The organism is Candidatus Microbacterium colombiense, from assembly GCA_029203165.1.
Taxonomy (GTDB): domain Bacteria; phylum Actinomycetota; class Actinomycetes; order Actinomycetales; family Microbacteriaceae; genus Microbacterium; species Microbacterium colombiense.
Window position 1 is genome coordinate 3,620,620 of the sequence record CP119308.1, and the last position, 22,691, is coordinate 3,643,310.

Consider the following 22,691-nt stretch of genomic DNA (forward strand, 5'->3'; position numbering starts at 1 on the left):
CCGTTGTCGCGCACGAGCGAGCCGCCGCCGATGCCGATCGAGTACACGTCCGGCATCCGGAAGTTCGTCCGCACCCCGGCGACCGAGATCTCGGCCGTGGCCTCACGCGGGAAGCCCCCGGTGAGCACGCCGACGTCGCTCGTCGTGCCGCCGATGTCGACGACCGCGCAGGTCTCCAGGCCCGAGAGCAGTGCGGCGCCGCGCATCGAGTTCGTCGGCCCCGAGGCGAAGGTCGCGACCGGGTAATTGCGGGCGAAGTCGACGCTCATGAGCGTGCCGTCGTTCTGGCTGAGGTACAGCGGCGCGGTGATGCCGAGCGATCGCACCGCCCGCTCCAGGCCCGTCCACGATGTGCGCGGCGAGCTCTCGCAGCGCGGCGTTGATGATGGTCGCGTTCTCGCGCTCCAGCAGTCCGACCCGGCCGATCTCGTGCGAGAGCGAGATCGCGACATCCGGTCCGAGCTCCGCCGTGAGGATCTCCGCAGCCCGCAGCTCGAACTCGGGATTGACCGGTGCGAAAACCGAGCTGATGGCGACCGAGCGCAGACCACGGGCGCCGATGTCGGCCGCATGCCGGCGCAGCTCGTCTTCGTCCAGCGGCGCGATGACGCGTCCGTCGAACTCGTGCCCGCCGTGGGCGAGATAGCCGGTGCCCGACACGGCGCCCGACCAGCGCTTCGGGCCAGTCGACGAACGGAGGGAGCGAGGCGGTGGCCGGCAGCGCGAGGCGCACTGCGGCGGTCGGCGCGAGCCCCTTCGCCTCGATGAGCGCATTGATGAAGTGGGTGGTGCCGATCATCACCCCCTCGATGTCGTCGGGGGCGAACGGGGCCAGCCTGTCGAGGCCCGGCGATCGCCGTGACGATGCCGCCCGTCACATCCTTGCTCGTCGCTTCCTTGATGCCGACGACCACCCGGTCGCCGTCCATGAGGACCGCGTCCGTGTTGGTGCCGCCGACGTCGATGCCGATTCTCATCGTGTTTCCTTACTGTGGGGAGAGCGGGGAGCGGCCTGCGAGTGGTTTCCTCCAGGCCGAGCGGGTCAGGAGAGGGCGCGGTCCGCCGTGCGGGGAGCCGCGAGCGCCTGCTCGGTGGTCGCCGAGCCGTAGCCGCGGATCCACCCGAGCTTGCCCAGCACGACGTAGAGCACGAAGGCGGTGATGACGGCGTTGAGCGAGCCCAGACCCCAGGTGACGAAGTAGCCGACGAAGGCGGAGACGATCCAGATGCCGATCGACACCGGCACCCACTGCGGCGCCCTGGCCGGCAGGACGCCCGCCTCGCGGGACTCGTCGAGGTCGCGGCGCCAGTTCTTCACCACGAAGTACTCGGCGATCATGATGCCCACGATCGGCGGGAACGCGACACCGAGCACGATGAGGAAGTTCGTGAAGTACCCCAGGATGCCGAACGCGGCGAGCACCGATCCGACCACGCCGATCGCGATCGTGACGACCGCGCGGTTCACGCGACGGCCGAACACCGTGTCGATGAAGTTCACGACGCCGAGCCCGGAGCTGTAGAGGTTCCAGTCGTTGATCTTGAAGGTGCCCAGCACGATCACCAGTACACCGACCCAGCCGACCGACGAGATGAGGATCGCCGAGACGTCGGCGGTCTTCACCGCGTGGGCGAGCAGCACACCGGAGAGCCCGACCAGGTATTCGCCGACCGTGATGCTCACGACGGTCTGCTTGACGACGTCGGCGGTGGAGCGGTTGTAGCGGGTCATGTCGGGCGAGATGAGCGCGCCCACGATGAAGCTGCCGGCGATGATCGATGCCCCGGCGAGCAGCGAGAGCGGCGGGCCGGGCGCCGGCTGCGTCACCAGCTCGCCGATGTCGTGCCGCTGCAGTTCGGTGATGACCGCCCAACCGACGAGGATCAGGAACAGTGGAACGGCGATGTTCGCGACCCACTGCATGCCGTGGAAGCCGAGACTCACGACCGCCGTGATGAGGAAGCCGAACAGCAGCCCCCAGGTCCACTCCGGCAGCCACGGCATGATCGCGTGCAGACCGGATGCCGACACCGCCGACTGGATGCCGAACCAGCCGATCAGGCTGACCCCGATCGCGAGACCGATCAGCGCGGAGCCCGCGTGCCCGAAACCGGTCCAACGGGACAGGAGCGAGGTGTTCAGCCCCTCGCGCTGCCCGATGATGCCGGTGAAGATGCACACGACCTCGAGGATCACCGCGCCGATCGTGATCGCGAGCATCGCGTCCCAGAACGGCATCGCGAAGCCGAGCGTCGCCGCGACGACGAACGAGCTGAGTGCCGAGAGCTGTCCGAGTCGCTGCGTTGCGATCGCGAACCAAGAGACGCGTGCGGATGCCGGGACGCGGGAGAGCGAGTAGTCGTCATTGGAAGAAGAAGTAGCCATGGTGCCTCCTCGGGAGAGAGTTGCGAAGCCTGCTTTCTGCGAACATAGACAGCGGCTGAACGGAGCACTACGTGCAGAATGTCGTTTCGGTTGTGTGAATCAGTGCAGTCCGCACAGGCCGCTCGTATCGCCGCCCCCTTCGTCGCCGCCCGTCACCCAACTTGTAATGACAAGCTGGCATCGGCGAGAATGGATGCATCCGACCCCGAGGAGCCCCATGTCTGATCGTCTCGACCGCGCCCGCACGACCGGCATCCTCGCCGTGCTGCGCGCCCCCTCCCCCGAGCTGGCACTCGAGGCATCCGAGGCGATCATCCGCGGCGGGGTCACCGGTATCGAGGTCACCTTCTCGACACCCGATGCGCCGGCCGTGATCCGCGAGCTCATCGCCCGTCACGGGGATGCCGCCTACATCGGCGCCGGCACCGTGACGACGCCCGAGCAGGCCGCGCTCGCCGCCGACGCGGGAGCGGAGTTCCTCGTCAGCCCCGGCACGCTTCCCGCACTCACCCGGTCGATGCTCGACACCGGCCGCGTGGTGATGACCGGCGCGATGACCCCGACCGAGGTCATGGGGGCGCTGGAGCTCGGCGTCGACGTCGTGAAGATCTTCCCCGCCTCCCTCGGCGGACCCTCCTACCTCGGCGCCCTGCGCGGACCGTTCCCGGATGCTCCGCTCATGCCGACCGGTGGCGTGAACCCCGACAACCTCGCCGCCTGGTTCGCGGCGGGCGCTGTCGCGGTCGGCGCCGGCGGAGACCTGGCGAACGGCGCCTCGATCACGGGCTCCGATTGGGCCGACATCGAGCAGCGAGCCGCCCGCTTCGCCGCCTCGCTCGCCGCCGTCCGGGCCTGAGCGATGCCGTCGCGCCGGTGATCGCGCTCGACCCCTGGGCCTGGGCGGCGCTCGCTCTCGCCGCGGTGACGATCGGCATCTCCAAGACCGCGCTGCCCGGCGGCAGCATCCTCGCGATCGCGCTGTTCGCGACCGTGCTGCCCGCGCGCACCTCCACCGCCGCGATGCTGCTCCTGTTGATCGTCGGCGACGTGTTCGCCCTCATCACCTACCGACGCCATGCGCACTGGCCGACCCTGCTGCGGCTCGCCCCCGCCGTGATCGCCGGGCTGCTCGCGGGGTTCGCGTTCCTGGCGCTGGCCGGTGACGGCATCGTCCGTCGCGCGATCGGTGTGATCCTGCTGCTGATGATCGCGGTCACGCTGTGGCGACGGTGGCGGCAGAACCGCACCGAGGCCACCGCTCCCGCACCGGGAGGCCTCGTACTCTCCGGCGTCTACGGCACACTCGGCGGGTTCACGACGATGGTCGCGAACGCGGGCGGACCCGTGATGTCGATGTACTTCCTCGCGACTCGGACCCCGGTGCAGGTGTTCCTCGGCACCTCGGCCTGGTTCTTCGCGATCATCAACCTGATCAAGGTGCCGTTCCTCGCCGGCCTCGGCCTGTTCGAGGGGCACGTGCTGCTGATGGACGCCCTGCTCGCCCCGCTCGTCGTGATCGGCGCACTGGCCGGCATCCGTCTGGCGCGCCGCATGGACCAGCGCCTGTTCGACCGCATCGTGATCGCCCTGACGATCGCGGGCGCGCTCTACCTCTTGTTCTGACGAGCTCGCTCTGTTCTGACGAGCTCGCTCTGGGAGGACCCGCGTGCTCAGCCCGAGCGCTTCGAGGCGCTGTAAAAAGTCGCAGATGGTCGCATCCCAGCGCCGATTCCGGCACTTCGCGACCCCTCCCCCCTGGAAGGGGTCGCATGTGGTCGCGTCAGACGAGCGGATGCGACCAGATGCGCCCTTCGCCAACCTGCGGGCTCAGCCCAATAACCACGTGCGCACTCAGCCCAGGAAATAACTGCGGGCTCAGCCCAGGAACCACCTGCGGGCTCAGCCCAAGGACCAGGCCAACGCTCAGTCGAGGAAGATGTCCGGGAACAGTGCGCTGTCGGGCGTTCCCGGGATCGCGGCATAGCCCGAGAAGTCGGTCACGCCGTCCGCCTCGAGCACGTCTTCCACGATCAGTGTCTGTCCGGTGTACTCGCGCGCCGGCTTGAGCAGCACCGCGTAGGCCGCATCCGCGTAGATGTCGGGCGTGCGGCTGGCCGCCATGACCTTGTCACCGCCGAGCAGGTTCTGCACCGCGGCGGTCGCGATCGTGGTGCGCGGCCACAGGGTGTTCGCCGCGATGCCGTCGCGGGCGAACTCCGCCGCGAGCCCGAGGGTCGCGAGCGTCATCCCGAACTTCGCGAGCGTGTAGCCGGTGTGCGCGCCGAGCCACTTCGGTGTGGGGTTGAGCGGCGGGGACAGCGACAGGATGTGCGGGTTCTCGGCATCCTTGAGGATCGGCACCGCGGCGCGCGAGAGCATGAACGTGCCGCGCACGTTGACGTCCTGCATCAGGTCGTACTTCTTCGCCCCCAGGTCGAGCGAACGCGACAGGTCGATCACGCTGGCGTTGTTGATGACGATGTCGATGCCGCCGAACTCGCCCTGCGTCTTCATGACGGCTTCGGTGATGTCGTCGTCGTCGCGCACGTCGCCCACGATCGGCAGCGCCTGCCCGCCGGCGGCGCGGATCTGCTCAGCGGCCGTGTGGATCGTGCCCTCGAGCTTCGGGTGCGGGGTGTCGGTCTTCGCCAGCATCGCGATGTTCGCCCCGTCAGCCGCTGCGCGCAACGCGATCGCCAGGCCGATGCCGCGGCTCCCGCCCGACATCAGGATGGTCTTTCCTGCCAGAGTGCTCATGTCTCTCCTTACTTCGGTGCCATGCGGATCGCGCCGTCGAGGCGGATGGTCTCGCCGTTGAGGTAGCCGTTCTCGACGATGTGCTGCCACCAGCGCGGCGTACTCGTCGGGGCGCCCGAGGCGCGAGGGATGCGGCACCTGCTGGCCGAGGGAATCCTGCGCCGCCTGCGGCAGACCCCATCAGCATCGGGGTCTCCATGATGCCGGGGGCGATCGTGCACACGCGGATGCCGTAGCGCGCGAGCTCGCGCGCGATCGGGATCGTCATCGCGTGCACCCCACCCTTCGAGGCGGAGTAGGCGGGCTGTCCGATCTGCCCGTCGAAGGCCGCGACACTCGCGGTGTTCACGATCACGCCGCGGTCCCCGTCGATGAGCTCGTTCTTCGCGATCACCGCCGAGGCCTGCGAGACGACGTTGAAGGTGCCCACGAGGTTGATGCGGATCACCCGCTCGAAGTCGGCGAGCACGGCCGGGTTGCCCTCGCGATCGAGCACCTTGGCCGGCGGCGCGATGCCCGCGCAGTTCACGACCACGCGCAGGGGGGCCGCGGCCTGAGCCGCTGGCGACGGCGGCCTGCACCTCTTCGACGCTCGTGACGTCGGCCGGCACGAAGACGCCGCCGAGTTCGTCGGCGAGCTGTGCGCCCTGCGACGAGGGGAGGTCGATGATCGTCACGTGCGCGCCCGCGGCGACGAGTCGCCGGGCCGTGGCGAGCCCGAGCCCGGAGGCCCCGCCCGTGATGAGAGCGCCCTGACCGCTGATCTGCATCCTGTTCTCCTTCGAACGTCGCCGACTACCAAGTCCGAGGATAGTCGTGCGACGCAGTCTCATCCAACGTGAGCCTGGGTGGCACGAGTGTGCACGCCCGAGCGTGCCGGGTGTCAGGATGGACGGATGGACACCCCGTCGGCGCAGATCCCCCAGGGCCCCGTCGAGATCCCGCAGCGCGTGCGCGATCTCGCCCGCGGCGCCCGCCTGACGCCGGTCTGGCGCAACGGCATCGGCGGGCTGACGTTCCGCACCGACGACGGCCGCTACATCAAGTGGGGGCCGCTCGACCTCGAGGCCTCGATGCGCGACGAGGCGGAGCGGATGCGCTGGGCGCGGCGCTGGATCACCGTGCCCGAGGTCCTCGATCAGGGTGCAGGACGACGCCGAGGAATGGCTTCGTCACGGTCGCGCTCCCGGCCCGCAGCGCGGTCGATCCCCGCTGGGCCGAGCATCCCGAACAAGCTCGTCCGCGCCGTCGGCGAGGGACTCCGCGCCCTGCACGACGCCCTCCCGGCGGACGAGTGCCCGTGGGAGTGGAGCGTCGCCGCGAGGCTGGCGAACGCGGCCACCCGCGACGTGCGGGTGCCGGCTCGACCTGCGCGACGCGCCCCCGATCGATCGACTGGTCGTCTGCCACGGCGACGCCTGCATGCCGAACACCCTGCTCGACGACGCCGGCCGCCCGGTCGGATTCGTCGATCTCGCAGCGCTCGGCACCGCCGACCGCTGGGCCGACATCGCCGTCGCCTCGATGAGCACCCGATGGAACTTCGGCCCCGGATGGGAAGACACCCTGATCGAGGCGTACGGCGTCGAGCCCGATCGCGAGCGGCTCGCCTACTACCGAGACCTCTGGAACGAGACGTGAGTGTGACGCCTCCCGCGAGGCCGCGGGTGCTCGGCCCCGTCATCGACGACATGACCCGCTGCGTGCACTATCGGGGCGCGACCGACATCATCGCCATCCGTTTCGCGTGCTGCGGCGAGTACTACCCCTGCCATCAGTGTCACGAGGAGGCCGCGGGGCATCCGGCCCAGCAATGGGCGACGAATCAGCACCACAGGGAGGCGATCCTCTGCGGCGCGTGCGGTCACCAGCTCACGATCACCGAGTACTTCGCCGCCACCGCCTGTCCGCGATGCGCGGCACTCTTCAACGAGGGATGCGCGTTGCACCGCGACCACTACTTCGAGCCGGATCCGGGCTAGCTCCAGACGAAGCGGAAGGTTCCTGCGGCCACCGCCGCCGTGAGCGCGAGCGCCATGATCGCGATGCCCCCGAGCAGGGCGACGGCGTCGCGCGGATGCAGCCGTGACGGTCGCGACCAGGTGCGCGGGATGCCGGACCCGAAGCCGCGCGCCTCCATCGCGAGCGCCAGCTTCGAGCCGCGGCGCACCGCGAACACCAGCAGGACGAACGCCATCGAGAAGAAGCGTCTCAGCACACCACGATCCCCCACTCCGCGGGCCCGGCGCGCGAGTCCCATCGTGCGCCAGTCGTCGAGGAAGAGCCCGAGCATCCGGGTGCCGGCGAGGATGCCGAGCACGAAACGGCTCGGCAGTTTCGCGACCTGGGCGAGAGCATCCGCGAGCTGGGTGGGATCCGTTCCCCCGAACAGCAGGATCGTGGGAAGTCCGAGCGCGATCACACGCAGGCTCACGGCGATCGCCAGCGCGATCGAACCCTCGCTGATCGTCGCGAAACCGAACGTGAAGTAGATGTGGCCGGCAGGTTCTGCGTACAGCAACATGCTGATTCCGGCGATCGGCGCGAAGATCATGATCGGCAGCAGCCGTGTCAGCACGGTGCGCAGCCGAAGACCGGTCAAGGGCAGGCAGAGCAGCTGCAGTGCGATCGCGGCCAGTGCGCTCGTGACGTCGATCGATGCGAACAGGGGCACCGACAGCAGCACCGCGAGCACGAGTTTGGTCACCGGGTTGACACCGTCGAGCCACACCGTCCGCGCCGTCGCCGTGGCGGTCATGAGGCCACCGCCAGTTCGATCCGATGCCCGCCCAGATGACGGATCACCGCGGCGTCGTGCGTGACCGCGATGATCGACCTGCCCCGCGCGATCTCCTCCTGCAGGAGCTCGACGAGAGAGATCCACCCCCGTCGGTCCTGCCCGAACGTCGGTTCGTCGAGCACGATCACCTCGGGTGCCCCCGCGAGCACGGTCGCCACGGACAGTCGCCGCTTCTGACCGCCCGAGAGCGTGAACGGATTGGCGAGGGCGAGCGGGGCGAGCCCCAACCTGTCCAGCAGCTCGTCGACCACGGCGTCGGTGTGTGCCTGGTCCCATCCGAGCGCGCGCGGACCGACCGCGAGTTCGTCCCGTAGCGTCTGCGTGAGGAATTGGTGCTCCGGCTCCTGGAACACCATGCCGATGCGGGTCAGCAGTTCGCGCGAGGTCCAGCGGATCGGACGCACACCGCGACGCCCGGCGAGCTCGGGCGCGGCGCGCACCTCGCCCGCGTGCTCGGGGATGAGCCCTGCGAGCGTCAGGGCGAGCGTCGACTTGCCCGCGCCGTTCGGGCCGCTGATGACCGTGGCGTTGGCGCGAGGCAGGCGCAGATCGAGCCCGGACTGCACCACCACGCGCGGCTCCCGCGAGACCGCCAGTTCGGATGCCGTGAGCACATCGGCCGCCGGAACCGAGGTCAGCACGGGCAGGTCGATGCCCCGGTCGGGCACCCAGACCCCGGCATCCGCGAGCGCGGCGCCGTGCTCGACGAACACCCGCTCGGGGGCACCGTCCGCGAGTAGCCCGCCATCAGCGGCGAGCACGATGACCCGTGTCATCAGGTCGACCCAGACGGGGGTGCGATGCTCCACCACGATCAGTGTCGCTCCCGTCGCGGCGACGGCGTGCTCCACGCTCGCCCGCACCTCCCCCACACCTTCGGGATCGAGATTGGCCGTGGGTTCGTCGAGCAGCAGGAGTCCGGGACGCATCGCCAGCACCCCGGCGAGCACGAGGCGCTGCTTCTGTCCGCCCGACAGCGCCTTGGTGGGCCGGTCCAGCGGCACATCGAGCCCGACCGCCTCCAGCGCGTCGGCGATGCGGCCGGGGATGTCGGATGCCGGAACGCCGAGGTTCTCGCATCCGAAGGCGATATCGTCGCCGACCTTGGAGAGCACGATCCCGGCATCCGGGTCCTGCAGCACCAGGCCCACCTGCCCGCGGCGCGACTCCGGCGCGGCACCGTCGACACGCAGGGAACCCGTGCGTTCTCCCTCGTCGTCGTCGCCGAGCACCCCGGCGAGACCGGCGAGCAGAGTCGACTTGCCCGCACCGGAGGCACCGAGCAGCAGCACCCGCTCGCCCGGCTCGATCGTGAAGCTGACGTCGGCGACCGCCGGTCGCTTGCGCCCGGCGTATCGCCAGCCCCAGCCCGCAGCCTGCACGCGGGCCGGGGCGGCGAAGGTCACGCTCAGACCTCGCGCACGTGCTCTCGCCCGACGGCGAAGCGGCTGAGGGCTCCGGTCACCGCGAGGGCGCGCACGAGCAGCCACCCCACGACACCGGCCAGGATCGCTCCCGAGACGACGACGCTGACGAGATAGATGGTGTTGAATTCGAGCGACTTCAGGATGTTGGGCGAGCTGCCGTAGAACAGTTCGAAGGTCCAGGCGGCGACTCCCGCGCCGACCCCCGCGAGGGCGGCGACGGCGATGCCGAAACGACGGTAGAAGAACAGCGCGAAGATGATCTCCGCGCCCAACCCCTGCACCAGTCCCGAGAGGATCGTCGAGATCCCCCACACGTTGCCGATCAGCATCGACACGATCGCGGCGACGAGCTCGACGACCAGCGCGGCACCGGGCTTGCGGATCACGAGACCGCCCACCACACCGCCGAGCAGCCAGATGCCGACGGCGATGCCGCCGAGGCCGGGGGTCAGCGCATCAGCCGCACCGAACCAGGCGTAGCCGATCGTGTTCCAGCCCCAGAAGACGAGGCCGATCGCGACACCGAGCACGGCGGCGACGACGATGTCGACGACGCGCCAGCGCCAGACCGGCGCGCGATGAAGATCCTTCGAAGCGGCGGATGCCTGCTGCGCGGATGTGGACGTACTCATCTGAACTCCTCCCTGCGCTGGCATGACCCAGATCAGGTTCGACGGTCGAAGCGCGATTCGCTCCCTCTCAGCCCGGCTCGCCGGACTCCCGTGGTTGTGCTCCCGATCATACCCAGTCCGGTCGCCGCCGTGTCTCCGGCGGCATGGAACCGAATCGGTCGATGAATTCGGTAACTTAGGCAAGTGACCGCTTCCGATTCCGCCGAGGCCACCGCGGCCGGCGCCGCCGACGGCGCTGCGCCCGATGCCGCCGCCGACGCTGATGCTCCCACCGACGCGGCGGAGGACGTGGGCGTCGCGGATGACGCAGGCGCCGAGGAGGTCGTGCCCCCGGAACCGGTCGCGGATGCCGATGCCGATGCGGTCGCGGATGCGGATGCCGATGCCGATGCCGCAGACGTGCGCTGGTCCGACGATGCCGCTGAGCTGATCGTCCCGCCCGAGGCCCGCTGGGCCGATGACGAGGTGCCCGCGACGGCGCTGACCTGGGTCGACACGGCGACGGTCGCCGGCACCTCCCCCACGCCGACGCTCGACGCGCCGGCAGAGTCCGAGACGCGCGCGGGGCTGCTGCGCGGTGCGAAGCTGCGGCCGGCCATCGCCACCCCCGGCCTCCTCGTGCCGCTCGGTGTGCTGGCCGGTCTGATCGCCGTCTATGCCGGCGGCACGCTGATGTGGCCGCTGCACGAGGTCGCCCCGACGGTCGCCGCGGTGGAGTTCACCACCGTGCCGGCACCCGCGGCGACAGCGACCTGGCCAGGGCAGGGCAGCGCGGCGATCGGCGTCGGTGGCATGCCGACGACGGCGTCCATCCCTGACGCGGTGAGCATCGCGAGCATCACCAAGGTGGTCAGCAGCCTGATGGTGCTCGATCGCATGCCGCTCGCGCTCGGAGAACAGGGCCGCGAGTTCTCGTTCACCTACGGCGACAGCCTCGACTACTGGTCGTATCGGAGCGCGGATCAATCGGCGCTCGATGTGCCCGTGGGCGGAGTGCTGACCGAGTACCAGCTGTTGCAGGGCACCCTCCTGGGTTCGGCCAACAACTACATCGATCGACTGGCCTCCGAGATCTGGGGATCGGACGAGGCCTTCGCCGACGCCGCCGCGACCTGGTTGCGAGACCGCGGCCTCACGGGCATCACCGTCGTGACGCCGTCGGGCTTCGATGAACGCAACGTCGCGACGCCCGCCGCGCTCGTCGCTCTCGGCGAGTACGCGATGAACAATCCCGTGTTCGCCCAGATCGTCGGCACGAAGTCCGTCGACCTCCCCGGAGCGGGCACGGTCACGAACACGAACGGGATGCTCGCCGACGCGGGCGTGGTCGGGATCAAGACCGGCACGCTGGTCGGCTGGAATCTGCTGACCGCCAAGGACGTCGCGATCGGCGACACCACGGTGCAGCTGTATGCCGCCGTGCTCGGGCAGGACGACGACAAGCAGCGCCTCGCCGCGACCCGCTCCCTGTTCGCCGAGGCCGAAGCCGCCCTGCAGGCTCAGGGTGCTGCTGTTCCGAAGGGCACGGTCGTCGGCCAGGTGAAGACGGTGTGGGGCGAGAAGATCGACGTCGTCACGGCATCCGACGCCGACGTCGTGCTCTGGAACGGTGCGACCGCCCAGGCGACGCCTGCGTTCTCGTTCGGCTCCGAGCGGGAAGCCGGGGAACGCATCGGCACCCTGACCACGACGGGCCCCATCGACAGCACGACCACGACGCTGGAACTGGCCGACGACATCGACGGGCCGAGCCCGTGGTGGCGGCTCACGCACCCGCTCGACCTGCTCGGCCTCGACAGCTCGCGGGAGTAGTCCTCCCCCTCGAGAGCGCAGACGACGAGGCCCCGTCCGGATGATCCGGACGGGGCCTCGTCGGCGTGCGGTTCGTCGAGCCTGGACTCGTCGAGCCTGGACTCGTCGAGCCTGGGCTGCAGACGCTCAGGCGGAGCGATCCGTCCCGTCGGTCGTCGGCTTCTCGACGACGGCCTCGGCGGCGGCGACCTCGGATGCCGGGAGCTGCGCCCCGACCGATGCCCCCACGACAGCCTCTACCGCAGCGTTTTCGGCCTCGCCGCTGACGACGACGGGGGTGGACCCGGTGAGGGCGTCCTCCGCGTCGAGGTCGGTCGCGGCCTGCTCGAACTGCGACTGGTACAGGCGCCAGTAGGCACCCTGCGCCGCGATGAGCTCGTCGTGCGTGCCCTTCTCGACAATGTCGCCGTGCTCCATCACCAGGATCAGATCCGCATCACGGATCGTCGACAGACGGTGCGCGATCACGAACGACGTGCGTCCCTCGCGGAGCGCGGCCATCGCGTGCTGCAGCAGCAGCTCGGTGCGGGTGTCGACGGCCGAGGTCGCCTCATCGAGGATGAGGATCGACGGCTGCGCGACGAATGCCCGGGCGATGGTGATGAGCTGACGCTCACCGGCCGACACGTTCGCGGCGTCTTCGTCGAGCACCGTGTCGTAACCCTCGGGGAGGGCGTGCACGAAGCGGTCGACGTAGGTCGCCTTGGCGGCCGCGAGAACTTCGTCATCGGTCGCCGTGGAGCGTCCGTAGCGGATGTTCTCGCGGATGCTGCCGGCGAACAGCCACGGGTCCTGCAGCACCATGCCGGTGCGCGAACGCAGGTCGTCTCGCGTGATCTCAGCGATATCCTGACCGTCGAGCATGATCCGCCCGCCACTGAGCTCATAGAAGCGCATGATCAGGTTGACCAGGGTCGTCTTGCCGGCACCGGTGGGACCGACGATCGCGACCGTCTGCCCCGGTTCGACCCGGAACGAGAGGTCCTTGATCAGCGGACGATCCGGCGTGTACGAGAACTGCACGTTCTCGAACTCGATGACGCCCTGACCTTCGACGAGCTCGGGAGCATCAGTGTCGTCCGCCTCCTGCTCGTCGGCGTCGAGCAGCTCGAACACCCGCTCGGCCGATGCCGTGCCGGACTGCACGACGGCGGCCATGCCACCCAGCTCAGACAGCGGCTGCGTGAACTGCTGCGAGTACTGGATGAACGCCTGCACGTCGCCCAGGCGGAGCTGTCCGTTCGCGACCATCAGGCCACCGAGCACCGCGATGCCCACGTAGCTCAGGTTTCCGACGAACATCATCGCCGGCATGATCACGCCCGACAGGAACTGCGCCTTGAAGCTCGCCTGGAACAGTTCCTCGTTCTCGGCCTGGAACTTGTCGAGTGCGTCCTTCTCGCGTCCGAAGACCTTCACCAGCGCGTGGCCGGAGAATGCCTCCTCGACGCGGGCGTTCAGTCGACCGACCTTGCGCCACTGGGTTCCGAACGCCTTCTGTGAGCGCGGTCCGATGACGCCGAAGATCACGCCCATGAGGGGCAGCGTGACGAGGGCGACGAGCGCGAGCTGCCACGAGATCGAGAACATCATCACGAGCACGCCGATCACGGTGAGCACCGAGGTGAGCGCACCGGAGAGCGACTGCTGCATCGTCTGCGTGATGTTGTCGATGTCGTTCGTGACGCGCGAGATCAGCTCACCGCGCTGCACCTTGTCGAAGTACGCGAGCGGCAGGCGGTTGATCTTCGCCTCGACCGACTCGCGCAGCCGCCACATGGTGCGCACCATGATCACGTTGATCACGTAGCCCTGGACCCAGGTGAGGAACGCCGCGACCACGTAGATCGCGAGGACGGCGGTGATGACCCACCGCAGAGCGTCGAAGTCGATGCCCTGACCGACCGTGAAGTCGCCGAGCGCCCCGACCTGGTTCGCGAAGTCGTCCTGACCCGCGCTGCGCAGCGCGTCGACCACCACGTCCTGCGACGTGCCGGCCGGGAATCCGGGGAAGTCGTCGGTCGACTGCCCGAGCTGGATGGAGATGAACCCCTTGTAGACGAGGTTCGTCGCCTCGGCGAGCACCTTGGGTGCGGCGACCGTCAGCACGACGCCGATCGCGCCCAGGATCGACACGAAGACGAACCAGATGGCGGAGGGCCGGAGCAGACCGATCATGCGGGCGAAGCTCGGTCCGAAGTTGTCGGCCTTGCCCGGTGCGACGCTGTCCCAGTCGCCGGAGTTCTGACGTGCCTGCTCGGCGAGCTCGGCCTCGTACTGCTCCTCCGCGGTCAGCTCGACCTCGGCCACCGCCGCCTTGCCGCGTCCGCGGCCGCGGCCGCGCGTGGGCTTGTCCTGTCCTGCGTTCTGCTCGCTCATGCGTCCACCCCCAGCTGCGACTCGACGATCTCTCGGTAGGTGTCGCTGGTCTGCAGCAACTCCTCATGGGTGCCGACGGCGATCATGGTGCCGCCTTCGAGCACGACGATGCGATCGGCATCCGTGATGGTCGAGATGCGCTGCGCGACCACGATCTTCGTCACGTGCGGGAGCTCGCGCCACAGCGCCTGTCGCAGACGGGCGTCGGTCGTGAGGTCGAGAGCCGAGAACGAGTCGTCGAAGACCAGGATCTGCGGCCGATGGACGATCGCTCGCGCGATCGCCAGACGCTGACGCTGGCCGCCCGAGACGTTCGTGCCGCCCTGGGCGATCCGGGATTCGAGGCCGTCAGGCATCTCCTCGACGAAATCGCGACCCTGCGCGACGTCGAGAGCCTCCCAGAGCTCTTCATCGGTGGCGTCCTCCCGGCCGTAGCGCAGGTTCGACGCGACGGTGCCCGTGAAGAGGAACGGACGCTGCGGCACCAGGCCGATGCTGTCCCACAGCGACTCGACGTCGGCCTCGCGCACATCGGTACCGCCGACGTGCACGGCGCCGCCGGAGACGTCGAACAGACGCGGGATGAGCGAGACGAGGGTCGTCTTGCCCGATCCCGTGGAACCGACGATCGCGACGGTCTCACCCGGCTGGGCGGCGAAGCTGATGCCGGTGAGCACCGGGGAGTCCGCTCCGGGGTAGGTGAACTCGACGTCGTCGAGCGCCACGGATCCGGGGACCGGGAACTCGGTGACGCCGTGCTCGGGGCGGATCAGTGTGGACTCGGAGTCGAGCACCTCGCCGATGCGCTCGGCCGACACGGCGGCGCGCGGGATCATCATCGCCATGAAGCTCGCCATGATGACGCCACCCATGATCTGGCCGATGTACTGCATGAAGGCGAACAGCGTGCCGACCTGCACCGTGCCGTTGTTGACCTCGATGCCGCCGAACCAGATGACCGACACCACGGTCACGTTGAGGATCAGCATGAACAGCGGGAAGAGCAGCACGAACAGCGACCCGACCTTGCGACCGACGTCCATGATGTCGGTGTTCGCGCCGCGGAAGCGCTCCTCCTCGATGCGCTCGCGCACGAAGGCTCGCACGACGCGCACTCCCGTGAGCTGCTCGCGCATGATGCGGTTCACGTTGTCGAGCTTGCCCTGGTAGCTGCGGAACAGCGGCACCATGCGGCCGATCACGAGCGCGGCGAGGATCAGCAACAGCGGCACGGAGACCGCGATCAGCCAGCTGAGGCCGACGTTCGTCTGGATGGCGAAGATGATGCCGCCGATGGCCAGCAACGGCGCGGTGACGAGCATCGTGGCGCCCATCATCGCGAGCATCTGCACCTGCTGCACGTCGTTCGTGTTGCGGGTGATGAGCGAGCCGGCACCGAACTGCGAGACCTCGCGCTCGGAGAACCCGCTGACCTTGCCGAACACGTCGGCGCGGATGTCTCGACCGGCACCCATCGCGGCGCGGGCGGCGAAGTAGGTCGCGGTGATCGACGCGATGATCTGGCCCAGGGACACCGCGAGCATGAACAGCCCGGTGCTCCAGATGTAGCCGGTGTCACCGCGGGCGACGCCCTTGTCGATGATGTCGGCGTTCAGGCGCGGCAGATAGAGGGTCGCGGCCACGCTGGCGAGCTGGAAGACCAGTACGGCGAGCAGGAGCCATCGGTATCGGGAGAGATAACGGAGGAGGATTTTTCCCAGCACAGGCGGACTTTCTAGGAAGGATGGAACGGCGGATTTCTCGGCAGACGGATGCCGACCGACAATCGGCCACAAGAAAGAGTGCCACGAACCACCGACATTCGTATCCCCCTAAAGGGGGACCTTCGCTGACAGCGAACCGTTATCTCCCACGGCCTGCGGTTTCTGCACCCCGGAGAAGAAACAGGTGCCAACTCCCTCGGCATCCCCCGCCCCGACTTGGCACCTCACGTCGGAATCGCGGCAGTACACCGACAACAGGTGCCAACTCGAGGCCGCGAAAGCGGTGCAGCTCAGCGAGAACTCAGAACAGGGGATGCTGCGGCACGTAGGCCCGAGCGTCTGCGCCCGCGTCGGGGGCGAGCTCGGCCAGCGTCGCCGGCTGCCACCGGGGATTGCGATCCTTGTCGACGAGCTGTGCACGGATGCCCTCGACGAGGTCGGGATGCTCGTTCACGAACCACAGCACGCGGCGGTACTCGCCCTCGAGCGCCTGACGCAGGCCCGACACATCCCGCGCCTCGCGCACCGCGTCGAGCGTGACGACCAGACCGGTGGGCGCGAGGCCCTCGAGCAGGTCGGCGATGGCCGCGGCATCCGTCGTGCCCTGCGCGTGAAGACGCTCCACGATCCCGGATACGTCGGGGGCGGAGAACGCCTCGTCGATCGCCTCGCGGATCTGCGGGAGTTCCGTGGGATCGGGGGTCTCGTCGAACAGCAGCACGATCTCGCTGGGGCCGGTCGGGTCGGCTCGGAAGGCCAGCGCCTCGCGCAGCGCATCCAGGCGCTCGGACGGCACCACGTGGTCGGCGAAGCCGAGGTAGACGGCATCCGCGCCGTTCATCGTCGATCCCGTGAGGCCGAAGTACTCCCCGAACCGTCCGGGGGCGTGGCCGAGCAGCCAGGTTCCTCCCACGTCGGGCGTGAAGCCGATGCGGGTCTCCGGCATCGCGAGCTTGGAGCGTTCGGTGACGATGCGGATGGCGGCGTGCCCGGCCAGCCCGATGCCGCCGCCCATCGTGATGCCGTCGGCGATCGCCACGACCGGCTTCGGGTACTCCGCGATCATGGCGTTGAGGGCGTACTCGGCACGGAAGAACGCGGCGGTCTCGTCGGCGCGACCCGACACGATCTGCGCGTGCAGCGCCCTCACGTCTCCCCCGGCGCACATTCCGCGCTCCCCTTCACCGTCGATCATGACGATCTGCACGTCTGTGTCGTCGCGCCACGCGTGCAGGGTCGCGGTGAGCGCCTCGATCATGCCGAGATCGAGCGCGTTGATTGCTTCGGGGCGGTTCAGGGTGAGGCGTCCCAGCGCTCCTTCCGTGCGGATGAGGACACGGGGAGCAGGTGTGGAATCGGTCACGGGAGCCAGGCTACCCCGATCACAGGAGGGGGGAATGTGCATGAAATACGCGATCCGACGGCTTTTCCGGCAGGATAGAGGGAAGTGCCCAATGCAAGGAGAGGTCGCGGATGCCCGACGGACAGGTGCTCGAGTTCACGCATGTGACGAAGCGCTTCAATGAGGTGACCGCCGTCTCCGACCTCTCTGCTCGTGTCGAGCCCGGTGCAGTCACTGCTTTTCTCGGCCCGAACGGCGCCGGCAAGACCACCACGCTGCGCATCCTGCTCGGCCAGGTGCGTGCGACCTCCGGCACCGCGACGATCGGCGGTACCTCGTACGCCGAGCTCCGCCAGCCGCTGCGCACGATCGGCTCCGTGCTCGAGGAGACGGTGTACCGCCCTCGCCGCACGGCCAGCCGACAGCTGACGATCGCCGCGAAGGCCAACGGCATCCCGCTGGCGCGTGTCGGCGAGGTGCTCGGTCTGGTCGGACTCGCCGGCGAGGAGGACTCCCGGATCGGCGGGTTCTCACTCGGCATGCGCCAGCGCCTGAGCGTCGCTCACGCCCTGCTCGGCGACCCCGGAGCGCTCGTCTTCGATGAGCCCGCGAACGGACTCGACCCCGAGGGCATCCGGTGGATGCGCCTGCTGATGCGCCGTCTGGCGGATGAGGGCCGTACCGTACTCGTCTCCTCACACGTGCTGAGCGAGGTCGAGCAGGTCGCCGACAACGTTCTCGTGCTGTCGAAGGGACAGCTGGTGCTGTCCAGCGGCATCGAGCAGCTGGCCGACCCGAATGCGGGCTCGGTCGTCGTGGATGCCGCCGATCGCGCCGCCCTGACGACGGCGCTCTCGACGGCCGGTTTCGACGTCGAGGTGCTGCGCTCCGGTCTCACCGTGCGCGGTGGGGATGCCGGAACGGTCGGAGCCGTCGCGGCAGCCGCCGGGATCGCCCTGAGCACGCTGGTGCAGCGCGGCCCCACGCTGGAGGACGTCTTCATCGAACTCGTGCGCGGCGGAAAGCTGGAGCCGCGCGCCTCCGCCGCGGCATCCCAGCTCGTCGCTCCCCCGACGCCGACGGCACAGGAGCCGGCGGAGGCGGAGCAGCAGGAGCAGGCGGAGACCACCGCGATCACGATCGCCGCGGATGACGCCGAGGTCGCCGAGGTGGCGGCGGTCGCCGCAGCCGTGGCCGACACCGCACCGTCCGACCCCGTCGCCGCAGCCGCGATCGCCGCCGACATCGATGCCTCCGTCCACGACGCGATCGACCACGACGTCACCGAGGCGGAGATCGAGAACACCGGCATGGATGCCGCCGTTGCCGTCGACGAGAGCGCAGAAGCCGACAAGTCTGTGGCCGAGAGCGCTCCTGCGGAGGAAGCTGCTGAGACTGAGCCCGAGGCTGAGGTCGAGGAGCCGTCCGTCGAGGACGCTGAGGACGCACCCGTCGCGCCGTCGTTCGACCAGATCCTGTTCGGCACTGCGGCTCCCGTCACTGCCGAGACGTCTACTCCGGCCTTCGCTCTTCCGTCCGACGGGCAGACGCACGACGTCGAGCAGATCTTCGCCGATGCCGGGGCGTCGGAGTCGGAATCGAACGCTGAGGAGTCTGCCGCAGAGGCTGCCCCCGCCGACACCGCCGACGATGCGAACTCCGACGATGCGAACTCCGACGACCAGATCGACGGGGAACCGTCGGGGATCGAGATCTTCGATGATCTCGGCGGAGCAGGAGAGTCGGCATCCGACGAGTCCGACGACGCCGAGGCGACCGACGACCCCCGCTCCGCGGCCGTGAGCTCGATGCTGGCCGCAGCGGCCCGGGCCTACTACGAGGACGAACCGAAGGACTACCCGCTCGGAGATGCCGAGACGTCCGACGACGCCTCGCCCGAGACCCAGTGGAGCGTCGCGTCCACCGGCGTGATCGACACCGTGCCGGCTACGGGCTCCGAGGAGCCGGGCGCGCCGGATGTCTCCTCCGACGAGAGCCATCGCAGTGGCGAGCACGAGCACCACGAGGGTGAGCACCACGAGCACCACGAAGGTGAGCACCGTCAGGACTGACGGCATCCGCTGACGAGAAAGCCCTCCGCGACCATCGGTCGTGGAGGGCTTCTCTGTGAGTATGCGGGTCAGGCCGGTCGGGGCCGGATCACAGGGCGACGACTGCCCTTCGAGACCGGAGTGGGCGCCGTGGCGACGATCTCCTCGACGTCGGCCGCCTCGGTCGACACGTCCAGGCGCAGTGCCTGCGTGAGCGCGAGTCCGTGGCTGGTGGTGAGGATCAAGCGCCGGTACTGCTCTTCACCGTCGAGGTCGATCACCACACTGGGGCGGCGACGGCGGATCAGCACGAAGTCGAGGCTTCCCGCCGCTTTCCAACTGCCGGCAGCGAGGATCCCCGGGATGTGGGTGCCGGGATTCGGCACTCCACGCAGCCAGGTCCAGGCATCGTCGGTCAGCTGGACTTTGGTGATCGTGTCGCGCACGATCCGGAGATTGTCCCGGTGAAAGGTGGCTGCACGCTCGATCGGCGAGAGCACGACCTCGAGTTGCGTCTGATCCAGGAGCAACGTCACCATGACTCCAGTCTGCCAGCGCCGCCCTGCCAGTTGTCTGGAAGTTGCTCACAGGAACACAACGATCCGTTGTCGGAAGCCACCAGCGCGGGCGCCCCGTGAACGTGCGGCCTTGTGGATAACTTCTCTGGAGTGTCGTACATATGTTCTAAAATAGCAGCATGACATCGACCTCCTCCGACGAGCCGGATCAGCGCGCGGCGTTGCTGGATGCGTGGGTCGAGAAGCGTCGACAGATCGCGCGGCTCGAGTCGGAATCCGCCGAACTCCTCGCCGATCGCCTGCGCCTGCGTGATGCCGACGCCCGCGAGAATCCCTACCATCGCGACACGATCCATCGGTCGATGGTCGCCGAGTATTCGGCTGCCGGTCGCGTCGCGCAGGGCAGCATCGAGTACGCGTTCAGCGACGCGGCCTTCCTCGATTCCGACCACCCTGCGAGCCGGGCGTCGTTCCGCACGGGGGCGATCACGGCGGCGCATGTGCGGGAGATCGTGCGCGCCGGATCGGTCGTGCGAGAGGCTGTACGGGAGGGCAGAGCGGATGCCGCGGCGCTGGGTTTCTACGACACCGCTGCTGCGGTCGCCGCCGAGCAGGAGACCCCAGCACGCACCCGTTCGCTGGTGCGACAGATCGCCGCCGCTCTGAGCGGCGACACGCTGGTCGACCGCCATCGCCGCGCCCTGTCCGAGCGACGCGTCACGATGCGCTCCGTCGACGACGGCCTGGCCCTGCTCACCGTCGTGCTCCCCGAGCACTTGGCGGCCGCCATCGTCGACCGACTCACGCAGCTCGCCCGTCAGGTGATCGCGACGCGAGACGACATCGAGCCGAAGAGCATCTTCGGCTCGCACGACACCTTCGCCACAGACCCGCTTCCCGATGCGCGAACGATCGACCAGGTGCGTACGGACCTCCTGACCGATCTGCTGCTCGCAGCCGATCCCAGCGAGGTGGCGGGCGCGGGCATCGATCGCGTTCAGGCGCACATCCAGGTCACGGTGGCCGCCTCCACGCTCATCGGTGCCGACGACCGCCCAGCGGAACTCGACGGATTCGGGCCGATCGATCCCGATATCGCCCGCGATCTCGCCGGGCGCAACGGCGGCTGGTCACGGCTGTTCCTCGATCCTTCCGGGATGGTCACCGAGACCGACACGTACAGCCCGACCGAGGGCATGCGTCGGTTCCTGCGCGCGCGCGATCAACACTGCCGCTTCCCGGGCTGTCGGATGCCGGTGCGCCGCTGCCAGATCGATCACAATCACGACCACGCGCGGGGCGGACGCACGAGTCTGCGCAACCTCAGTCACTTCTGCACCGGACACCACGTGCTGAAGCATCCCGATCTCGACGAGCGCCACCGCTGGACCGCGCGACAGCTACCCGACGGAACCCTCGACTGGGTCAGTCCGCTCGGTCGCCATTACGGCGATCCGCCACCCCGCCGGGTGATGTTCGTATGAGGATGCAGCATCAGACGAGCGCGCCCCCTACGTACGCAGCGTCAGGCGTGCGCGGCTGCCGCAGCCTCAGCCGCGGCCGGAAGCGCGGCCTCGATGCGCTGCAGCTCGTCCTCGCCGTGAGCCGCGGTGAGGAACCAGGCTTCGAAGACGCTCGGCGGAAGGGCGATGCCCTGCTCGCGCAGAGAGTGGAAGAACGGGGCGTATCGGAACGACTCCTGTGCCTGCGCCTCGGCGTAGTCGCGCGGCGCGGAGGCACGGAACGACGCGTTGAACAGGCTGCCGGCGCGGGCGACAGCGTGGGTGACACCGGCGTCCGTCAGTGCGGCGTCGAGAGCGGTGGCGACGCGATCCGCAGCGGCGTTCACCGTGGCGTAGACCTCGGGCGTCGCCAGCCGCAGGGTCGCCAAGCCCGCCGCGACCGAGAGCGGGTTCCCCGACAGCGTCCCGGCCTGGTACACGGGGCCGAGCGGGGCGAGCAGGTCCATGACCTCGGCGCGACCACCGAGCGCGGCGAGCGGCATTCCTCCGCCGACGACCTTGCCGAAGGTGAAGATGTCGGGAAGGTAGTCCTCGCCCGCTTCGGCCTGCAATCCCCAGAATCCGGCAGAGTGCACGCGGAAGCCCGTGAGCACCTCATCGAGGATCATCAGCGCACCATGCGCGTGCGCGGTGTCGGCGATCAGCCGGTTGAACCCGGGCAGCGGAGCGACCACTCCCATGTTCGCCGCAGACGCCTCGACGATGACCGCCGCGATGCGCGCGCCATGCTCGGCGAAGACGGCCGCGAGCGCCTCAGGGTCGTTGTAGCCGATCACGAGGGTCTGCGCCGCGATCGGTGCCGGCACACCGGCAGAACCCGGCAACGCCAGGGTCGCGACACCCGATCCGGCTTCCGCGAGCAGGCCGTCGGAGTGGCCGTGATAGTGGCCGGCGAACTTCACCAGCAGATCGCGACCCGTCGCGCCACGGGCGAGGCGGATCGCGGTCATGGTCGCCTCGGTACCCGTCGACACCAGGCGCACACGCTCGATCGGACGCGTCTCACCGAAGCGCACACGGTCCGCGATCACGGCAGCGAGCTCGACCTCACCCTCCGTCGGCGCGCCGAACGAGAGACCACGGGTCGCGGCTTCCTGCACGGCCGCCACGATCTCCGGGTGGGCGTGGCCGAGGAGCGCAGGCCCCCACGACGCCACGAGATCGATGTACTCGGCGCCCGCGGCATCCGTCACCCGTGCACCCTTCGCCGAGGCGAGGAAGCGAGGGGTGCCACCGACCGAACCATAGGCGCGCACCGGAGAGTTCACCCCGCCGGGGATCACCGCACGGGCAGCGGAGAAGAGGTCGTCATTGCGATCGGTCATGATGTTGCTCCGAGG

At 69.0% G+C, this 22,691-nt stretch carries 17 protein-coding genes, 3 pseudogenes and 1 riboswitch; of the genes and pseudogenes, 7 read left to right on the top strand and 13 right to left on the bottom strand.

The genetic code is table 11. The features are described from left to right. Positions 1-14: 14 nt before the first annotated feature. The 3 genes and pseudogenes from P0Y60_17600 to P0Y60_17610 all read right to left on the bottom strand — a co-directional run bounded on the left by P0Y60_17600 (position 15) and on the right by P0Y60_17610 (position 2,386). Positions 15-452 (bottom strand): annotated as a pseudogene (locus P0Y60_17600) (hydantoinase/oxoprolinase family protein). Between the two features lie 70 nt (positions 453-522). Then, a pseudogene (locus tag P0Y60_17605) lies at positions 523-774 on the bottom strand (hypothetical protein). A gap of 268 nt (positions 775-1,042) precedes the next feature. Next, complete coding sequence (locus P0Y60_17610) at positions 1,043-2,386, bottom strand: cytosine permease (GenBank protein WEK61095.1); 1,344 nt, start codon at positions 2,384-2,386, stop codon at positions 1,043-1,045. 217 nt (positions 2,387-2,603) lie between these two features. Here P0Y60_17610 and P0Y60_17615 point away from each other — a divergent pair, with 217 nt between their 5' ends. Together P0Y60_17615 and P0Y60_17620 are read left to right on the top strand one after the other, a co-directional pair. Continuing rightward, positions 2,604-3,242, top strand: coding sequence for a bifunctional 4-hydroxy-2-oxoglutarate aldolase/2-dehydro-3-deoxy-phosphogluconate aldolase (locus P0Y60_17615; protein ID WEK61096.1), 639 nt, complete (start codon positions 2,604-2,606; stop codon positions 3,240-3,242). A 17-nt stretch (positions 3,243-3,259) separates the two neighbouring features. Continuing rightward, entirely contained in the window at positions 3,260-4,009 is a 750-nt protein-coding gene (locus tag P0Y60_17620; protein WEK61097.1) for a sulfite exporter TauE/SafE family protein, read from the top strand. Positions 4,010-4,309: 300 nt separating this feature from the next. On the opposite strand, the gene P0Y60_17625 is transcribed toward P0Y60_17620, so the two are convergent. Both P0Y60_17625 and P0Y60_17630 read right to left on the bottom strand, forming a co-directional pair. Beyond that, positions 4,310-5,143, bottom strand: coding sequence for an NAD(P)-dependent oxidoreductase (locus P0Y60_17625; protein ID WEK61098.1), 834 nt, complete (start codon positions 5,141-5,143; stop codon positions 4,310-4,312). Between the two features lie 8 nt (positions 5,144-5,151). After that, positions 5,152-5,913, bottom strand: a pseudogene (locus P0Y60_17630) (SDR family NAD(P)-dependent oxidoreductase). Between the two features lie 652 nt (positions 5,914-6,565). Here P0Y60_17630 and P0Y60_17635 point away from each other — a divergent pair. Both P0Y60_17635 and P0Y60_17640 read left to right on the top strand, forming a co-directional pair. Then, positions 6,566-6,784: a phosphotransferase gene (locus P0Y60_17635; protein ID WEK61099.1), complete on the top strand. Its 219-nt coding sequence runs from the start codon at positions 6,566-6,568 to the stop codon at positions 6,782-6,784. Then, positions 6,781-7,125, top strand: a complete 345-nt coding sequence (locus tag P0Y60_17640) for a CHY zinc finger protein (protein ID WEK61100.1) — start codon at positions 6,781-6,783, stop codon at positions 7,123-7,125. Before P0Y60_17635 ends, P0Y60_17640 begins: the two co-directional genes overlap by 4 nt. On the opposite strand, the gene P0Y60_17645 is transcribed toward P0Y60_17640, so the two are convergent. The 3 genes from P0Y60_17645 to P0Y60_17655 all read right to left on the bottom strand — a co-directional run bounded on the left by P0Y60_17645 (position 7,122) and on the right by P0Y60_17655 (position 10,002). Further along, on the bottom strand, positions 7,122-7,901 hold the full coding sequence (locus P0Y60_17645; protein WEK61101.1) for an energy-coupling factor transporter transmembrane component T: 780 nt from the start codon (positions 7,899-7,901) through the stop codon (positions 7,122-7,124). The two genes, P0Y60_17640 and P0Y60_17645, sit on opposite strands and share 4 nt — an antisense overlap. Beyond that, complete coding sequence (locus P0Y60_17650) at positions 7,898-9,349, bottom strand: ATP-binding cassette domain-containing protein (protein ID WEK61102.1); 1,452 nt, start codon at positions 9,347-9,349, stop codon at positions 7,898-7,900. Before P0Y60_17650 ends, P0Y60_17645 begins: the two co-directional genes overlap by 4 nt. A 2-nt stretch (positions 9,350-9,351) precedes the next feature. After that, the gene (locus P0Y60_17655; protein WEK61103.1) at positions 9,352-10,002 is read right to left on the bottom strand and encodes an ECF transporter S component; all 651 of its coding nucleotides are present in this window, start codon (positions 10,000-10,002) and stop codon (positions 9,352-9,354) included. Then, positions 9,993-10,104: riboswitch (TPP riboswitch) on the bottom strand. It overlaps the preceding gene by 10 nt. An 81-nt stretch (positions 10,105-10,185) precedes the next feature. On the opposite strand from P0Y60_17655, the gene P0Y60_17660 reads away from it, so the two are divergent. Further along, positions 10,186-11,814 (top strand): D-alanyl-D-alanine carboxypeptidase, encoded by a 1,629-nt coding sequence (locus P0Y60_17660; protein ID WEK61104.1) that lies wholly within the window; start codon positions 10,186-10,188, stop codon positions 11,812-11,814. Between the two features lie 126 nt (positions 11,815-11,940). Here P0Y60_17660 and P0Y60_17665 read toward each other — a convergent pair whose 3' ends face one another. The 3 genes from P0Y60_17665 to P0Y60_17675 all read right to left on the bottom strand — a co-directional run bounded on the left by P0Y60_17665 (position 11,941) and on the right by P0Y60_17675 (position 17,280). Beyond that, positions 11,941-14,193: an ABC transporter ATP-binding protein gene (locus P0Y60_17665; protein WEK61105.1), complete on the bottom strand. Its 2,253-nt coding sequence runs from the start codon at positions 14,191-14,193 to the stop codon at positions 11,941-11,943. Then, positions 14,190-15,917 (bottom strand): ABC transporter ATP-binding protein, encoded by a 1,728-nt coding sequence (locus tag P0Y60_17670; protein WEK61106.1) that lies wholly within the window; start codon positions 15,915-15,917, stop codon positions 14,190-14,192. The genes P0Y60_17665 and P0Y60_17670 overlap by 4 nt, the downstream gene beginning before the upstream one ends. Positions 15,918-16,218: 301 nt before the next feature. After that, positions 16,219-17,280: an enoyl-CoA hydratase/isomerase family protein gene (locus P0Y60_17675; protein WEK61107.1), complete on the bottom strand. Its 1,062-nt coding sequence runs from the start codon at positions 17,278-17,280 to the stop codon at positions 16,219-16,221. A gap of 110 nt (positions 17,281-17,390) precedes the next feature. On the opposite strand from P0Y60_17675, the gene P0Y60_17680 reads away from it, so the two are divergent. Next, complete coding sequence (locus tag P0Y60_17680) at positions 17,391-19,331, top strand: ATP-binding cassette domain-containing protein (protein ID WEK61108.1); 1,941 nt, start codon at positions 17,391-17,393, stop codon at positions 19,329-19,331. Positions 19,332-19,399: 68 nt separating this feature from the next. On the opposite strand, the gene P0Y60_17685 is transcribed toward P0Y60_17680, so the two are convergent. After that, positions 19,400-19,849: a hypothetical protein gene (locus tag P0Y60_17685; protein WEK61109.1), complete on the bottom strand. Its 450-nt coding sequence runs from the start codon at positions 19,847-19,849 to the stop codon at positions 19,400-19,402. 158 nt (positions 19,850-20,007) lie between these two features. Here P0Y60_17685 and P0Y60_17690 point away from each other — a divergent pair, with 158 nt between their 5' ends. Then, positions 20,008-21,312, top strand: coding sequence for a DUF222 domain-containing protein (locus P0Y60_17690; protein WEK61110.1), 1,305 nt, complete (start codon positions 20,008-20,010; stop codon positions 21,310-21,312). A gap of 41 nt (positions 21,313-21,353) precedes the next feature. On the opposite strand, the gene P0Y60_17695 is transcribed toward P0Y60_17690, so the two are convergent. Continuing rightward, positions 21,354-22,676, bottom strand: a complete 1,323-nt coding sequence (locus P0Y60_17695) for a glutamate-1-semialdehyde 2,1-aminomutase (GenBank protein WEK61111.1) — start codon at positions 22,674-22,676, stop codon at positions 21,354-21,356. Positions 22,677-22,691 lie beyond the last annotated feature (15 nt).

Bases quoted from the DNA above. Each gene is read 5' to 3' on its own strand.
- P0Y60_17610 (WEK61095.1), bottom strand. From the start codon at position 2,386: ATGGCTACTTCTTCTTCCAATGACGACTACTCGCTCTCCCGCGTCCCG.
- P0Y60_17615 (WEK61096.1), top strand. From the start codon at position 2,604: ATGTCTGATCGTCTCGACCGCGCCCGCACGACCGGCATCCTCGCCGTG.
- P0Y60_17625 (WEK61098.1), bottom strand. From the start codon at position 5,143: ATGAGCACTCTGGCAGGAAAGACCATCCTGATGTCGGGCGGGAGCCGC.
- P0Y60_17635 (WEK61099.1), top strand. From the start codon at position 6,566: ATGCCGAACACCCTGCTCGACGACGCCGGCCGCCCGGTCGGATTCGTC.
- P0Y60_17645 (WEK61101.1), bottom strand. From the start codon at position 7,901: ATGACCGCCACGGCGACGGCGCGGACGGTGTGGCTCGACGGTGTCAAC.
- P0Y60_17655 (WEK61103.1), bottom strand. From the start codon at position 10,002: ATGAGTACGTCCACATCCGCGCAGCAGGCATCCGCCGCTTCGAAGGAT.
- P0Y60_17665 (WEK61105.1), bottom strand. From the start codon at position 14,193: ATGAGCGAGCAGAACGCAGGACAGGACAAGCCCACGCGCGGCCGCGGC.
- P0Y60_17680 (WEK61108.1), top strand. From the start codon at position 17,391: ATGCCCGACGGACAGGTGCTCGAGTTCACGCATGTGACGAAGCGCTTC.
- P0Y60_17685 (WEK61109.1), bottom strand. From the start codon at position 19,849: ATGGTGACGTTGCTCCTGGATCAGACGCAACTCGAGGTCGTGCTCTCG.
- P0Y60_17690 (WEK61110.1), top strand. From the start codon at position 20,008: ATGACATCGACCTCCTCCGACGAGCCGGATCAGCGCGCGGCGTTGCTG.
- P0Y60_17695 (WEK61111.1), bottom strand. From the start codon at position 22,676: ATGACCGATCGCAATGACGACCTCTTCTCCGCTGCCCGTGCGGTGATC.